This is a genomic window from Gilliamella sp. Choc6-1 (assembly GCF_001690385.1).
Taxonomy (GTDB): domain Bacteria; phylum Pseudomonadota; class Gammaproteobacteria; order Enterobacterales; family Orbaceae; genus Gilliamella; species Gilliamella apicola_A.
In genome coordinates, this window is the sequence record NZ_LZHI01000028.1 from 104,148 (window position 1) to 120,017 (window position 15,870).

The following is a 15,870-nucleotide window of genomic DNA, read 5'->3' on the forward strand; positions in this document are numbered from 1 at the left end:
ATGTTTCATCTATTTGCAGATTTAGAATTCTCAACCATTATATTATTAGTCTTAGCTTTACTTTTTGTACTCTTTTATGAGGCTATTAATGGATTTCATGATACTGCTAATGCTGTTGCCACTGTTATTTATACAAGGGCATTGAAAGAACAACTTGCAGTTTTTATGGCCGGAGTATTTAATTTTTTTGGCGTACTACTTGGTGGACTTAGTGTGGCTTATGCCATTGTGCATTTGTTACCAACTGATTTATTACTTAATGTAAGCTCTGCTCATGGGCTTGCTATGGTATTTTCTATTTTATTTGCAGCAATCATTTGGAATTTAGGTACTTGGTTTGTTGGTATTCCTGCATCAAGCTCACATACATTAATTGGTTCTATTATTGGAGTAGCACTTGCAAATGCATTGGTTATGGATACATCAATTATTGATGCACTTAATATTCCTAAGATGATTCATATCTTTTTATCCTTGATTGTTTCTCCTGTTGTAGGTCTTGTGATTGCAGGCTTGATGATCTTTCTATTGCGGAAGTATTGGACTCGTAAAAGCCAAAGTAAAAAAAGTAGCAAAAAAAGAGAACGTATTTTCATGACTCCAGAGCAGCGAGAGAAACTTTATGGTAAGAAAAAACCACCTTTTTGGATCAGGATAATGCTTATTATCTCAGCTGCAGGTGTGAGCTTTTCTCATGGTGCTAATGATGGTCAAAAAGGTATTGGTTTATTAATGTTAGTATTAATGGGCATCGCTCCTGCGGGTTTTATTGTTAATATGAATGCGTCTACCTATGATATTACTAATACTCGTAATGCTATTGATAATATTCAAGAGTATTTTATTACTCACAATGATGATCTAACTACAATAATAGGTAAGCAACCAGCATTAGATACAAGTATTCTAGAAGGCGATTTGAATAAGTATCATTGTGATTATTCACATTCATTTATAACACTGAGTATTGCTCATAATTTATTTAATAAAATGAATAATTATGAATCACTCACCGTTGAACAACGTTCACAAGCTAGACGCATATTATTATGTTTATCGGATACTGTTTCGCATGTAGCTAAACAAGCTAACGTGACAACAGAGGAAAAACAATATTTGAAATCTTTGAATAACGATTTACTTAAAACTGTTGAATATGCGCCGATTTGGATCATTATTTCGGTAGCTTCAGCGCTAGCAATTGGAACAATGATAGGATGGCGTCGTGTAGCTATTACTATTGGTGAAAAAATTGGTAAAAAAGGGATGACTTATGCACAGGGAGTATCGGCACAAATTACTACCGCTTTATCAATTGGGATTGCAAGTTATACTGGTATGCCTGTATCAACAACTCAAGTACTTTCTTCATCAGTTGCCGGAACAATGATTGTTGATGGTGGTGGCGTTCAAAGTAAAACTATTAAAAATATTGCATTAACTTGGATTTTAACACTTCCAATTTCAATTTTGTTATCTGGGTCACTTTTTTGGCTTGCTCAAAAATTGATTTAGTAGTAAAAAGATAATATCACTTTTGAAGTTTTGTCTGACCGTTAAATTGGAAGGAGTAATGTATTATGGCTTATAAACACATCTTAGTTGCAGTGGATTTATCACCAGAAAGTGAACTACTTGTCGAAAAAGCAGTTTCTATGGCCAGACCATATAATGCTCAAATATCATTGATTCATGTTGGTATTAATTATTCAGATCTTTACACAGGTTTGGTTGATATCAATATGAATGATATGAAAGACCGAATTACTGAAGATACACATCTTGCATTAAATAAATTAGTGGATGGCGCTGGCTATCCTATCTCCCATACGCTTTCAGGTAACGGTGAATTTGGTCAAGTATTGATTGAAGCTATTCATGAGTATAACATTGATCTAGTTGTGTGTGGTCATCACCAAGATTTCTGGAGTAAATTAATGTCTTCTGCCCGTCAACTTATCAATAATACTCATATCGATACTTTGATTATTCCATTAAAAGATGAAGAGCCAGTGGAAGGACCTGCTAAATGAAGTATTAAATACCAGCCCGCTTAATTAGCGGGTTTTTTGTAACTATTTTATAAGGTTGTAGAAAAATTCAGTAAATTATGTACTTTAATATATTTTATTTGATGCTTTCTTTTTTATGTATATTGTAGTTTATGATAATACATCCAAATTGTTATTTAGCCGATAAGGAGATTTTATATGAATATCGCTTTAGTTACAGGAGCATCCTCTGGATTTGGGAAGGCGATTTGCCGTAAGCTTATAGTAGATGGTTATAAAGTTGTAGGTATAGCTAGACGTGCAGATAAACTACAAAAACTTGCAGGTGAATTAGGCGCTAATTTCTTTTCATTACCATTAGATATAACTAAAAAAGATGCAGTAAACACTATCTTATTGCAACTACCAAATGAATTTAAGACAATAGATATTTTAATAAATAATGCAGGTTTAGCATTAGGTTTAGAGCCTGCTTATGAAGCAGATTATAACGACTGGGAAACAATGATTGAAACTAATATTATTGGGCTAGTAAATTTAACTCGACAAATTTTACCCGAGATGGTTGAGCGCAATTTTGGTTATATTATTAATCTTGGTTCTGTAGCTGGTACTTATGCTTATAAAGGCGGAAATGTTTATGGTGCATCTAAAGCTTTTGTTAAACAATTTAGTGCTAATTTACGTGCTGATTTATTAGGTACAAAAATAAGAGTAACTAATATTGAACCAGGCTTATGTGGAGGTACAGAATTTTCAAATGTACGATTCCATGGTGATGATAAGCAAGCTGCTGCTATATATAAAGATGTTGATTATATTACTCCAGAAGATATAGCCAATACTGTTTCATGGTTAGTCAATACGCCAGCACATTTCAATGTTAATTCAATTGAAATAATGCCAGTAGCACAAGCTTCAGCTGGGTTATCCATTTATAAAGAAATAAAGTAATCATAGGACATAATCGGTATTGAGTTATGAGCGCCGATTTTATTCAAAATTAAAATTACATTTGGCAAATAAAATACACTTGCACTTCTGTTAATGGATTGATATCCTTTTATCTTATAATTTTTGATTGAGGTTCACTGCAATGACATTTTCAGAAGTAACGAAAACATTTGCGACAAGTTTGCCAGGTACTGATAGTTATGTAAAGCTAAGAAAGGCAATGAGAGCATTAATTCAAGAAGATCCAAAAAATGCGTCGGTTTATTTTTTGATTTTTGGATTTGCTCGTACATATGTTATGTTATATGAGGATCAAGAAGTATCACCACAATTTGCCGAAGATAATCAAAAATTAATGTCATCGTATCTTAATATTTTAGATGAAGCATTAAAAAAACAAGATGAAAAATGCATATATCAGGCATTGAATAAAGTTGTTAATGAATACGAAAATAGCAAAAAGGTTTTTTAAAATTACAGCCTGACATGAAAATGTTGGGCTGTTTTGTTTTTAGTTTAATTAAATATTTTTTAGGGAAAATCATGATAATTTTAGTTAGTATGACAGGAATTATTAGCACCTTAGGTACTATTATGCGATCTAGGGCGGGTTGATTTTTTCAATAAATATTAAAAAACCCGCCCCCTAAAGGCGGGTTTTTATTTTGCATGGAAATAAAGTAGTTAACCTGTGCAAAAAATTAAAAATAGAATTATCAAACTACAAGATTTTCGATACCTATAAATAAGTTCTAAAAACTATAATTATAGATAGTAATGGGCATAAACTAAGATAATAAGTAAGGTGTGATATGAAAGTTTTAAAATTTGGAGGAACATCTGTTGCTAACGCAGAACGCTTTTTGCGAGTTGCAGAAATTATTGAAAATAATGCTAAACAAGAGCAAACCGCTACTGTTTTATCGGCACCTGCTAAAATTACCAACCATTTAGTAGCCATGGTTGAAAAAACGGTTGCTGGGCAAGATATCAAAAGTAACATTTATGATGCTGAAAAGATATTTGCAGATTTATTAGCAGGTCTTGCAAAAGCTCAACCTAATTTTGCTTATGAACAGATGAAGCATTTTGCTCTTAATGAATTAAATCATGTTAACCAATTACTTGAAGGTATTCGTTTACTCGGTCAATGTCCTGATAGTATCAATGCATCAATTATTTGTCGTGGAGAAAAGCTATCAATTGCTATTATGCAAGAACTTCTCAAAGCAAGAGGCCATACAATCACGGTAATAGATCCTGTTGCTATGCTTATTGCAGAAGGTGATTATTTAGAATCGACTGTTGATATACCTGAATCGACTCATCGAATTGCTGAAATGCACATTCCACAAGACAATTTTATTCTAATGCCTGGTTTTACTGCCGGTAATGAAAAAGGTGAATTAGTTGTGCTTGGACGAAATGGTTCTGATTATTCTGCTGCCGTATTAGCAGCTTGTTTAAGAGCAAATAGCTGTGAAATATGGACCGATGTTGATGGAGTTTATACTTGTGATCCCCGTATTGTACCAGATGCCAAATTACTAAAAACAATGTCTTATCAAGAGGCGATGGAACTTTCATATTTTGGAGCAAAAGTGCTTCATCCAAGAACTATTTTACCTATTGCCCAATTTCAGATTCCCTGTTTAATCAAAAATACAAATAATCCTGATGCGCCAGGCACATTAATTGGTGCTAATATTGTTGACTCAACCACACCTGTGAAAGGTATTACCAATTTAAATAACATGGCAATGATCAATGTTTCAGGTCCTGGATTAAAAGGTATGGTTGGTATGTCGGCTCGTGTTTTTTCTGCGATGTCTTATGCTGGTATCTCAGTTGTACTTATTACTCAATCATCATCTGAATACAGCATTAGTTTTTGTGTGCCACAAACAGAACTTTATCGTGCAGAAGAAGCTTTAAGTGATGAATTTTTCTTAGAATTAAAAGATGGATTACTTGAACCGATCGAGGTGATTGAAAGGCTTGCTATTATCTCTGTAGTAGGTGATGGCATGCGTACCTTACGTGGTTTATCAGCTAATTTCTTTACAGCATTAGCCAGAGCTAATATTAATATTGTTGCTATAGCACAAGGTTCATCTGAGCGCTCAATTTCAGTTGTAGTTGATAATGATGTTGCTGTAATGGGCGTTCGTGTTGCGCATCAGATGTTATTTGGTACTGATAAAATGCTTGATGTCTTTGTTATTGGTGTTGGTGGGGTTGGTGGTGCGCTTGTCGACCAAATCGGACGTCAACAGAAATGGCTTAAAAACAAACAGATTGATTTGCGAGTATGTGGTTTGTTTAACTCTAAACACAGCATAACCAATAGAGACGGTATTGATCTTAGTAATTGGCGTGATCAAATCAAACAGAGTGATACTAAATATTCATTAGATAGTATTATTGAGTTTGCCAAATCTAATCGATTACTTAATCCGATTCTCGTTGATTGTACTTCTAGTTGCGAAGTATCTGACAAATACGCAGATTTTTTAGCTAATGGCTTTCATGTCGTTACACCAAATAAAAAAGCAAATACTAGCTCAATGGCCTACTATTTACGCTTACGCCAAGAAGCAGCAAAAAGTAAGCGTAAATTCCAATATGATACTAATGTAGGGGCTGGGTTACCGGTAATTGAAAATCTTCAAAATCTACTTAATGCAGGTGATGAGTTAATCAAGTTTTCGGGAATTCTATCTGGATCGCTTTCTTTTATATTTGGTAAACTTGACGAAGGCATGTCACTGTCTGAAGCAACTAAACTGGCTAAAGAGAAAGGTTTTACTGAACCAGATCCTCGAGATGATCTATCTGGAACCGATGTGGCTAGAAAGTTACTTATTTTAGCTAGAGAATCAGGTTTACAATTAGAACTTAATCAAATCAATGTCGAATCCGTATTACCTCCTGAATATGCACAAGGTAGCATTGATGATTTCATGGCTAAATTACCGCAGTTAGATGCACAGTTTAAAGCAAAATCTGAACAAGCAGCAAAAGAAGGTAAAGTTCTACGTTATGTGGGTAGCATAGAAAACCATCAATGCAGTGTTAGAATTGAAGCTGTCGATAGCGAAGATCCTCTTTATAAAGTCAAAAATGGCGAAAATGCCTTAGCTTTTTATACTCGTTATTATCAACCTATTCCTCTTGTATTACGTGGTTATGGTGCTGGTAATGATGTTACTGCAGCAGGTGTTTTTGCTGATATTTTACGTACAACATCAGGTAAAATAGGAGGTTAAATGACTCATAAATCTTTAACTGTTTATGCGCCTGCATCAATGGCCAATATTAGTGTTGGTTTTGATATATTAGGCGCTGCAATTAGCCCGATTAATGGTACTATGCTTGGTGACTGTATTACAGTTAAATCTGCTAACGAATTTTCCCTTACTAGCAAAGGTCAATTTGTCAAAAAGCTACCACGTGATCCAAAATGTAATATTGTATTTCAATGTTGGCAGCGATTTTGTCAAGCAATGGGTAAAACTTTACCTGTTAGTATGACTCTTGAAAAAAATATGCCAATTGGCTCTGGTTTAGGTTCAAGTGCGTGCTCAGTAGTTGGTGCATTGGTTGCATTAAATGAGTTTTTTGATAAACCTTTTAATGAATTTGAAATGTTATCCATGATGGGAGAACTTGAAGGTCGTATTTCGGGCAGTGTGCATTATGATAATGTTGCGCCATGCTATTTAGGTGGGATGCAACTTATTCTTAATGAGATGGGTATTATTAGTGAGTCAATTCCGCATTTTGATGATTGGTATTGGGTGATGGCTTATCCAGGTATAAAGGTATCAACGGCTGAAGCACGTGCAATTTTACCTGCTCAATATCAAAGGTCTGATTGTGTAGCACATGGTCGCTATGTGGGGGGATTTTTGCATGCTTGTTATACCAAACAACCTAAGCTGGCTGCCACAATGCTTTTTGATAATATTGCTGAGCCTTATCGTAAACAATTATTACCTAATTTTGATGAAACTCAAAAACGGGTTAAGCAACTTGGTGCTTTGTCATCGGGTATTTCAGGTTCAGGGCCAACAATGTTTGTGATTGCAGATAAACTTGAAACAGCTCAGCAAATTGAATTATTACTTAAAAAATATTATTTGCAAAATGATGAAGGTTTTACTCATATTTGTAAAATTGATACTCAAGGAACAAGAGTTATTTAATGTTTACTATAAAAAGTAGAGTTAAATATAACAAAAATGCCAACTATTATTGAACAAGTTGATATTACGAAGAGTGAAATATTACAGCATAAAGATAACCGGAAAATATTATGAAATTATATAACTTAAAAGATCATTCCCAGCAAGTTAGCTTTGCACAAGCAGTTCAACAAGGATTAGGAAGAGGACAAGGTTTATTCTTTCCTCAAGAATTACCTAAATTTTCATTAGCTGAAATTGAGTCGTTATTAAAACTTGATTTTATTACTCGAAGTGCCAAGATCTTATCTGCTTTTATTGGTGATGAGATTAATCATGATGATATGCATAGACTTGTTAAAAATGCATTTCAACTTCCTGCTCCAGTAACTTCAGTGGAAGCAGATATTGGTTCATTAGAGCTATATCATGGACCAACATTGGCATTTAAAGATTTTGGTGGACGCTTTATGGCTCAAGCGTTAGTGCAAGTTGCCGCTGACAAAAAAATTACTATTTTGACTGCTACTTCTGGTGATACTGGTGCGGCTGTTGCTCATGCGTTTTATCATTTACCAAATATTCGCGTCGTGATTTTATATCCAGAAGGTAAAATTAGTCCATTACAAGAAAAGCTATTTTGTACTTTGGGTGATAATATACATACAATTGCTATTCAAAGTGACTTTGATGCGTGTCAAGCCTTAGTTAAAAAGGCATTTGATGATGATGATTTGAAAAAAACAATAGGTTTAAACTCCGCTAACTCAATTAATATTAGCCGATTATTAGCACAAATCTGTTACTATTTTGAAGCTTTTGCACAACTCACATCAACCCAACGTAAACAGTTGGTTATTTCTGTGCCGAGTGGAAATTTTGGTGACTTAACAGCTGGTCTACTTGCGAAAACAATGGGATTACCTATTAAACGCTTTATTGCCGCAACGAATGCCAATGATACAGTACCTCGTTATTTAGAAAACGGTAAGTGGGAACCTCACGCAACCATTGCAACATTATCGAATGCAATGGATGTAAGCCAACCAAATAACTGGCCACGCATCGAAGAGATTTATAAGCGTGAGGGATGGGATATTAAATCACTTGGTCATGCTACTGTTTCAGATGAAGTTGCTAAGCAAACTGTTTGTGAACTTGATCAAAAAGGTTACTTATCTGAACCTCATGGTGCAATTGCTTATCGAGCACTACGTGATCAGTTACAAGGTGGGGAATATGGACTATTTTTAGGTACGGCACATCCTGCTAAATTTAAAGAAGTGGTTGAAGATATTTTAGGTAAATCAGTTCCATTGCCTAAAGAGTTAGCGGAAAGAGCAGATATGACATTACTTTCCCATAATATGCCTAATGATTTTGTTAAATTGCGTGATTTTTTAATTAACTTAAATTGGTAAATTTTTCCGTCGCCAAATTGGCGCGGAACTTTTCCATTAATGATAATAACCTCTATTTGTTTATATTCATTAATTAGCTAATTTTACTTTCAAAGTCTCGCCATATTTATTTCCAACGCTCAAATTTACTTATACATGTCTATCTAAAAATAGAAGATATTAACCAAACTTGTTTAAATTATAAATTTCAGCTATTGTAATCCTAATTATGCCATTATAAGGATGTTGTTATGTACTGTCCGTTTTGTAATGCAGATGATACAAAGGTGATCGATTCACGTCTTGTTGGTGAGGGATATCAAGTTCGTCGTCGCCGCCAATGTGTCGAGTGCAATGAGCGTTTTACTACATTTGAAATTGCTGAATTAATTATGCCTAATGTAATTAAAAGTAATAAAGTTCGAGAGCCATTTAATGAAGCTAAATTACGTAATGGTATCAAAAGAGCTCTTGAAAAACGTCCAGTGAGTTTTGATGATATAGAAGATGCGATTACACGTATAAAATCTAAACTAAGAGCAACAGGTGAACGTGAAGTTCCAGCAAAATTAATTGGTGATTATGTGATTAAAGAACTTAAAAGCCTAGATAAAATAGCTTATATTCGCTTTGCTTCGGTTTATTTTAGTTTTGATGATATCGAACAATTTAGTAATGAAATTGCTAAGTTACAACAGAAATAATTTTCCAGATGATGACAAGCAATAACGATAATTTTTATATGCAGCAAGCAATTGAGCTAGCTAAGCTTGGTCGTTTTACAACATCGCCTAACCCTAATGTTGGTTGCGTTATTGTAAAAGACAATGAAATTATTGGAAAGGGTTACCATCAAAAAGCAGGGGAATCTCATGCTGAGGTTTACGCACTGCAAATGGCGGGTGATAATGCTCAAGGCGCAACAGCATATGTAACATTAGAACCATGTAGCCATTTTGGTCGAACTCCACCTTGTGCCGATGCCTTAATTAAATCACAAATCAAACGTGTTGTTATTGCGATGCAAGATCCTAATCCAGATGTTTCTGGTAATGGTATTAATCGATTACGAGATGCGGGAATAGAGGTTGTGGTTGGAGTATTAGCTGATCAAGCTGAATCACTCAATAAAGGTTTTTTAAAACGAATGCGAACTGGGTTACCATATGTACAACTTAAGCTTGCTACTTCTCTAGACGGCAAAGTTGCAATGGCATCGGGGGAAAGCAAATGGATCACATCAACTTTGGCAAGACAGGATGTGCAACAGTTTAGAGCACAGGCAAGTTGTATCTTAAGTACTCGCATGACGGTGCAAACCGATAATGCTAGCTTAACGGTCAGGCATGCCGAATTACCTAATGATATAAAACAAGTTTATCTTGCTGAAAATATTCGACAACCAATACGCATTATTATTGATAGTCAAAATCAACTAACAGGTGATGAAAGACTTTTTAAGCAATTAGGTGAAATATGGTTGGTGCGGAAGCAAGCTATTCCAATCAATAAGCCTAACATTCAATTAATAACTGAATCTTCTCCAAAAAATAATATTGATTTAGTGAATTTACTGACAATGTTAGGTCAAAAAGGGATGAATTCTGTTTGGGTTGAAGCAGGTGCTCACCTAGCGGGGGCATTGATAGAACAAAATTTAGTGGATGAACTGATTATTTATTATGCACCTAAATTACTTGGTCATAATGCATTGGATATGTGTATGCTTCCTAATCTACAAAAGCTCTCATTAGCCCCCCAATTTAAGTTTGAATCAATTAAAATGATTGGTGAAGATTTGCGCGTTATTTTAAAAAGAATATGATTACTGTAGCAAGTTCTCTTATTAAGCTATAAATAAAAGTGCAAATGTCAATTAGTATTGAATAAAATATAAAATAGATCTTATGAATTAGAATGTTATCTCATCGTGAGATAATTAATATCAATTACTTTGCAATATTTTAATAACTTTTTAATATTTTTGATTATTTTAATGTGATCAAGGATATCTTTGGTGATTACGGTATGCTGTGATTGTTGTAAAATATTTAAATACTCATTAGTTTTTGCTGCTATATCAATAATAAAACAAGCAATATTATTACCTTGATCACGATAAATTTTTTGATTAAATCATCTTCATGCCATTTAACACTAATATCGTAATGGTGACTATATTTAAAACCTTATTTGATAAGGTAATATTTTACTCATATGGAAAATTGGAACCATTAATCATTATCAATCTTACTTTTGCATTAATTTTGTTAGCAGTATTATTATACTTTTTGTTGCTGCATAACTATAAGAACTAAATATACCTAGCTAGAATAACATAGACTTGTAATTTAATTGACGTTTCGAAAGTGAAATTACTGTGAGAAAGATCACAAAAATATACTTTAGTTCTGAAAGTAGAAAATAATTTAAAATTAAAAAATAGCCTTTTAGATGCTAGCTAGTAAACTAGAAATCTTTTGTGCAACGAGTTATACCTAAATTACGTTTAATTATGAAAGTGATTTCTTGTTGACCACTTGTATGATAAATTTTATCATCATTATTCTTAACATATTATTTGTAATATAGGAAATAACAATTGACTAGAGTGTCTTCAGCCCTATTAAAACGTAGATTAGATATTGCGGAAATTATACGAAAAAAAGGTGAAGTAAAAGTAGAAGAGCTATCATACATGCTTAAAGTTTCAACCGTAACTATTCGTCAAGATTTAACCTACTTAGAACAACAAGGGTATTTAAAACGTTTTTTTGGTGGGGCAATTTATTTATCATCTGAAGTATCTTCAAATAAAGCTAGTGCTTTAGGGGCTAATGATTTGCCTCAAATAGATGATAGTTGTGATATTGATTTAGTTAAAAACTGTTTAAGTTATATTAATGATGGTGATACTATTTTTTTAAGTCATGGGCGATTGACAAGAAAACTCATTCCTTATTTACATAGTAAAAAATCATTAACACTGATTATGAATGATATCAATAATGCCCAATTGGCTAATGAATTCACCGATTCAAATATCATTCTTGTTGGCGGACTATTACTTGAAAGTAATATTTTGCAAACTGATATTATTGGTGTTATTTTGCAGAATTATCCAGTTACACATTTCATTATAGAATTAATTGCAATTAATAGTGATAATAACTTAATAATTGAAGATATTGAACAAATTAATGCATATCAGCAAGTAGCAAAAAAAGCGAGTCATCTCATTGGTATTTTACCGCAACGAATTGTTTATAACGATCAGCATTGTATTGGAAAATTGAAAAATATCGATGTCTTGATTTTATCAAAACCAGCAGTAACTGAATATCATCAGCAATTATTGGATTCAAATTTTAAGCAACTTTTTGCAAATAAATTTAGTGTGACTTATCAAAATGCATTGGAGGCATAATATGGGATTTAAAATTTGTACTATTGGAGAACTATTAGTTGAGTTTTTAGCAAAAAAAAAGCATCAACGATTTGATCAAGCAGGCGAGTTTATTGGTCCCTTTCCTAGTGGTGCTCCAGCGATATTTGCTGATCAAGTTGCAAAATTAGGTTTTCCTGTTATTTTTTTTAGCTGCGTTGGTAAAGATACCTTTGGTAAAATGTGTGTTACTCGGTTAAAAAAAGATGGTGTAATTATTGATGGCATAACATCTCATAGTAAGGCTAATACAGGAAGTGCTTTTGTTTCTTATAAAGAATCTAATGAAAGAGATTTTATTTTTAACATACCTAATAGTGCTTGTGGTCTACTTTCATTTAATCTTATCAATGAAAATTTATTAAAAGATTGCACACATTTGCATATTATAGGATCATCGCTGTATTCATTTCGAGCAATTGATGCAGTACGCAAAGCCTTAAACATTATAAAGCAAAAAGGAGGAACTATTTCATTTGATCCCAATTTACGTAAAGAGATGTTTAATATTCAAGAAATGGAACAATCTTTTGGATATATTATAGAATATACAGATATATTTTTGCTAAGTGAAAGTGAAATAAGTTATTTTGCATACAATAATCATGAGACAGAACAAGAAACAGCAATTAATTTATTACAAAAAGGAATTAAGCATATTGTTGTAAAATGCGGTAATAAAGGTGCTAATTATTACGGTTATGATGAAAAAAATAAAATTAAAATTATGCATATAGATGGTTTTAAAATTCAATCTATTGATCCAACTGGAGCGGGTAATTGTTTTGCAGCTACATTTGTAAGTTTAATGTTAGCAGGATTTTCTATTGAAAAGGCATTACAGTATGCTAATGCTAGTAGTGCATTAGCGGTATCCCAAAAAGGACCTATGGAGGGTACATCAACATTAATTGAATTAGAACAATTTATCTCCAATTCCAAAGCAAATTAAAAATTGTAAGTTTATTTTATACAAAATAAACAGCAAAAAAGTCCCAATAACAAAGTTATTGGGAAAACATAAGGAATAGGAAAACAATGAAATAAATGCATTGTCAGATATATTATGTACAATTTTTTAGTAAAAGTATGTAATTAAATGTTAATAAATTATTAAATATTTAGATTGTATTATGTTAATTTATTGTAAACACATCATTGAATGAACAATTTGTTTCTCTATAAAAAAATTTCTAATAGCGAATTTAGAAATAGTTTACCATGCTCAGTTATTTGCCAACTTTGTTTATCTTCAACAAGATAATTTTTTTCAATAGCTGATGAAATTTGCTTATCAATAGTATGTAAATGTAAAAAAGTGCGTTGCTCAAATTCATATTTTGGCGTTGGCTCTAATAATCTAAAGCGATTCATAAAAAATTCAAATGGTAATTCTTCTTTAGGTATAGTGTAGGATTTATCTAAATAATGTCCTTTTAAATACCCTTTTGGATGACGAGTTTTTACTGTCCTAATTATTTGCCCATTCGTTTGTGTTATTTTTCCATGTGAACCACACCCAATACCTAAATAATCGCCAAAACGCCAGTAATTTAAATTATGTTGACACCAAGAACCTGCTTTTGCATAAGCTGAGGTTTCATACTGTTGGTAGCCATGTTGTATTAAAAGTTGATGACCTTGTTGATAAATTTCCCATAATTTATCATCATCCGGTAGAATAGGCGGTTTAGAGCCAAAAAGGGTATTGGGTTCAATAGTTAATTGATACCAAGATAAGTGTGGCGGGGCAATATCAATGGCCTGCTTTAAATCATAAAGTGCATCATTTAGTTCTTGATTTGGAAGCCCATGCATTAAATCTAAATTAAAGCTACGCAAATTTAATCTATGGGCTAGTTTACCTGCATTTATCGCTTCTAAAGGGGTATGAATGCGCCCTAAGCTAGAAAGCTTATCTGGTTGAAAACTTTGTACGCCAATTGATATTCGATTTACTCCTGCTTGTTGATATCCTATGACTCTTTCAATATCAACCGAATTTGGGTTTGCTTCAAGAGTAATTTCAGCATCATTACCTATCTGAATAATTTTATTTACTCTTGCTAACAAGTAATCAATTAATTCAGCCGAAAATAAACTTGGCGTACCTCCACCAATAAAAATAGAATGAATGACACGATCGGTACAAAGCTTTGCATCGTGTTTTAAATCTTCAATCAAATGATCTATGTAAGAACTATATTCAGGTGTTTTTTTTATGGTATGAGAATTAAAATCACAATAAGGGCATTTTTGTATACACCACGGCATATGAATATATAAACTAAGGGGAATTTTATACTGAAACATTTGCCGATCCTAAAACTTATAAATATAGCTAGTTTATTCTATTATACAAATATAGCGTTATATTAACTCAATTTATAAAAAAAAGCTTATTTAATCTATTTGGTGTTTTTAAATTTTGTGTTAAAAACGTACAATGAATATTAATTTTTCGATATTAATTATCGAGAAAACTTATTTCAAGTAGGAGAAATTATGAGTATTTCAAAAGACATTTTGGATAGTAGTTTGTCAGGTTATTTAATAAGCTCTTCGGTTATTCAGTCTAATTTCAATGAATTACCAATTCTGATAATTAAACATAAAACTTGTACCGCAGCTATTTCACTACAAGGTGCTCATTTATTATTTTGGCAGCCATCAATAGAATTAACACCGGTGATTTGGATAAGCGAAAAAAACTTTTTCAAAAAAGGCAAAGCTATCCGTGGCGGTATCCCAATTTGTTGGCCTTGGTTTGGGCAACTAGGAAATCCTTCACATGGTTTTGCGCGTATTGTTGACTGGACTTTAGAATCTTGCCAAGAAAATGATAATGGAGTTGATCTAATTTTATCACTGACTAATAATCAACAAACTTCGTCTTTTTTTTCAAAACCTTTCAATATTTCATTAAATCTTCATTTGGGGAACACTTGTGAAGTTGGATTGAGTTGTATGGGAGACTTTGAAGCAACTAGCGCATTACATACCTATTTTGGTATAGATAACATTGACCATGTCGTAGTCAAAGGATTAGGTAAATATTATCAAGACCATTTATCAGTTGAAAATAAGCCTAGGACTGTTGGAGAATTAACTTTTAATCAAGAGGTAGATCGTATTTATACCTGTGCTGATAAGCAAATAATTATCACTGATGGGAATCGAACAATTCAGCTAACTAATATTAATTCTAGCGATGTGGTGACTTGGAATCCATGGTCAGAAAAAGCGAAAGCAATGGAAGATTTTGGTGATGATGAATATAAATCAATGGTTTGTGTTGAAACAGCATGTATTAATAAATTATTAACATTATCTTCAACACATAAAACAACCTATGGTTTAAAATTAGAATTGCTATAATCCCATGTATTCAATAATTATATACATAATCAATAGACTTTGTATCTATAATGAGTGGATTAATTGATTGCGTTTACAAACATAACGCATTATAATCCTCTAGCTTTTTAAAGCACCAATTTGATAGCCAACTATTGGGTCGCCTGTGATTGGTTTTTTGTTTAAACAAATAAGAGAAATAAACATGTTTACATTAAAAGCAGAAGTTAGAAAAGTGCATGGTAAGGGTGCGAGCCGCCGCCTGCGTCACGCTGGTCAATTCCCAGCCATAATTTATGGTGGAGCTGAGGCAGCGATCTCTGTCGTGTTGGATCATAACAGAGTTTTTAATATGCAAGAAAAACCAGAATTTTATTCTGAAGTTTTAACGATTGAAGTTGATGGCAAAGCGGTTAAAGTTAAAGTACAAGCAGTTCAACGTCATCCATTCAAGCCAAAATTAGTTCATATGGACTTTGTGCGCGTATAATTTTATTGTTTAATATAATAAACAA

Annotated in this window: 14 protein-coding genes; 13 read left to right on the forward strand and 1 reads right to left on the reverse strand. The window is 32.9% G+C overall.

The genetic code is table 11. The features are described from left to right. From pitA to A9G36_RS03995, 11 genes are all read left to right on the forward strand, one after another. Entirely contained in the window at positions 1 to 1,515 is a 1,515-nt protein-coding gene (gene pitA / locus A9G36_RS03945; RefSeq protein ID WP_034944316.1) for an inorganic phosphate transporter PitA, read from the forward strand. Between the two features lie 65 nt (positions 1,516 to 1,580). Next, positions 1,581 to 2,033 carry a universal stress protein UspA gene (gene uspA, locus A9G36_RS03950; RefSeq protein ID WP_065568605.1) on the forward strand — a complete coding sequence of 151 codons (453 nt, stop codon included), beginning with the start codon at positions 1,581 to 1,583 and terminating at the stop codon, positions 2,031 to 2,033. Between the two features lie 177 nt (positions 2,034 to 2,210). Continuing rightward, positions 2,211 to 2,966, forward strand: coding sequence for an SDR family NAD(P)-dependent oxidoreductase (locus tag A9G36_RS03955; RefSeq protein WP_034944310.1), 756 nt, complete (start codon positions 2,211 to 2,213; stop codon positions 2,964 to 2,966). Between the two features lie 142 nt (positions 2,967 to 3,108). Continuing rightward, positions 3,109 to 3,438 carry a hypothetical protein gene (locus A9G36_RS03960; protein ID WP_034944307.1) on the forward strand — a complete coding sequence of 110 codons (330 nt, stop codon included), beginning with the start codon at positions 3,109 to 3,111 and terminating at the stop codon, positions 3,436 to 3,438. A 340-nt stretch (positions 3,439 to 3,778) separates the two neighbouring features. Continuing rightward, positions 3,779 to 6,235, forward strand: a complete 2,457-nt coding sequence (thrA, locus tag A9G36_RS03965; protein ID WP_065568606.1) for a bifunctional aspartate kinase/homoserine dehydrogenase I — start codon at positions 3,779 to 3,781, stop codon at positions 6,233 to 6,235. Beyond that, positions 6,236 to 7,174, forward strand: a complete 939-nt coding sequence (thrB, locus tag A9G36_RS03970; RefSeq protein ID WP_065585420.1) for a homoserine kinase — start codon at positions 6,236 to 6,238, stop codon at positions 7,172 to 7,174. 110 nt (positions 7,175 to 7,284) lie between these two features. Next, positions 7,285 to 8,574 (forward strand): threonine synthase, encoded by a 1,290-nt coding sequence (thrC, locus tag A9G36_RS03975; protein ID WP_065585421.1) that lies wholly within the window; start codon positions 7,285 to 7,287, stop codon positions 8,572 to 8,574. A 230-nt stretch (positions 8,575 to 8,804) separates the two neighbouring features. Next, on the forward strand, positions 8,805 to 9,257 hold the full coding sequence (gene nrdR, locus A9G36_RS03980; protein ID WP_065585422.1) for a transcriptional regulator NrdR: 453 nt from the start codon (positions 8,805 to 8,807) through the stop codon (positions 9,255 to 9,257). An 11-nt stretch (positions 9,258 to 9,268) separates the two neighbouring features. Then, positions 9,269 to 10,378: a bifunctional diaminohydroxyphosphoribosylaminopyrimidine deaminase/5-amino-6-(5-phosphoribosylamino)uracil reductase RibD gene (ribD, locus tag A9G36_RS03985; RefSeq protein ID WP_034944828.1), complete on the forward strand. Its 1,110-nt coding sequence runs from the start codon at positions 9,269 to 9,271 to the stop codon at positions 10,376 to 10,378. A 786-nt stretch (positions 10,379 to 11,164) separates the two neighbouring features. Next, the gene (locus A9G36_RS03990; protein ID WP_034944292.1) at positions 11,165 to 11,980 is read left to right on the forward strand and encodes a DeoR/GlpR family DNA-binding transcription regulator; all 816 of its coding nucleotides are present in this window, start codon (positions 11,165 to 11,167) and stop codon (positions 11,978 to 11,980) included. 1 nt (position 11,981) lies between these two features. After that, complete coding sequence (locus A9G36_RS03995) at positions 11,982 to 12,950, forward strand: sugar kinase (RefSeq protein ID WP_065585423.1); 969 nt, start codon at positions 11,982 to 11,984, stop codon at positions 12,948 to 12,950. A 227-nt stretch (positions 12,951 to 13,177) separates the two neighbouring features. Here the strand turns inward: A9G36_RS03995 and hemW are convergent, their stop codons facing one another. Then, the gene (hemW, locus tag A9G36_RS04000; RefSeq protein ID WP_065568610.1) at positions 13,178 to 14,311 is read right to left on the reverse strand and encodes a radical SAM family heme chaperone HemW; all 1,134 of its coding nucleotides are present in this window, start codon (positions 14,309 to 14,311) and stop codon (positions 13,178 to 13,180) included. Between the two features lie 192 nt (positions 14,312 to 14,503). Between hemW and A9G36_RS04005 the strand changes: the two genes are divergently transcribed. Both A9G36_RS04005 and rplY read left to right on the forward strand, forming a co-directional pair. Next, positions 14,504 to 15,376, forward strand: a complete 873-nt coding sequence (locus A9G36_RS04005; protein ID WP_051825077.1) for a D-hexose-6-phosphate mutarotase — start codon at positions 14,504 to 14,506, stop codon at positions 15,374 to 15,376. Between the two features lie 184 nt (positions 15,377 to 15,560). Next, positions 15,561 to 15,845, forward strand: coding sequence for a 50S ribosomal protein L25 (rplY, locus tag A9G36_RS04010; protein ID WP_034944284.1), 285 nt, complete (start codon positions 15,561 to 15,563; stop codon positions 15,843 to 15,845). Positions 15,846 to 15,870 lie beyond the last annotated feature (25 nt).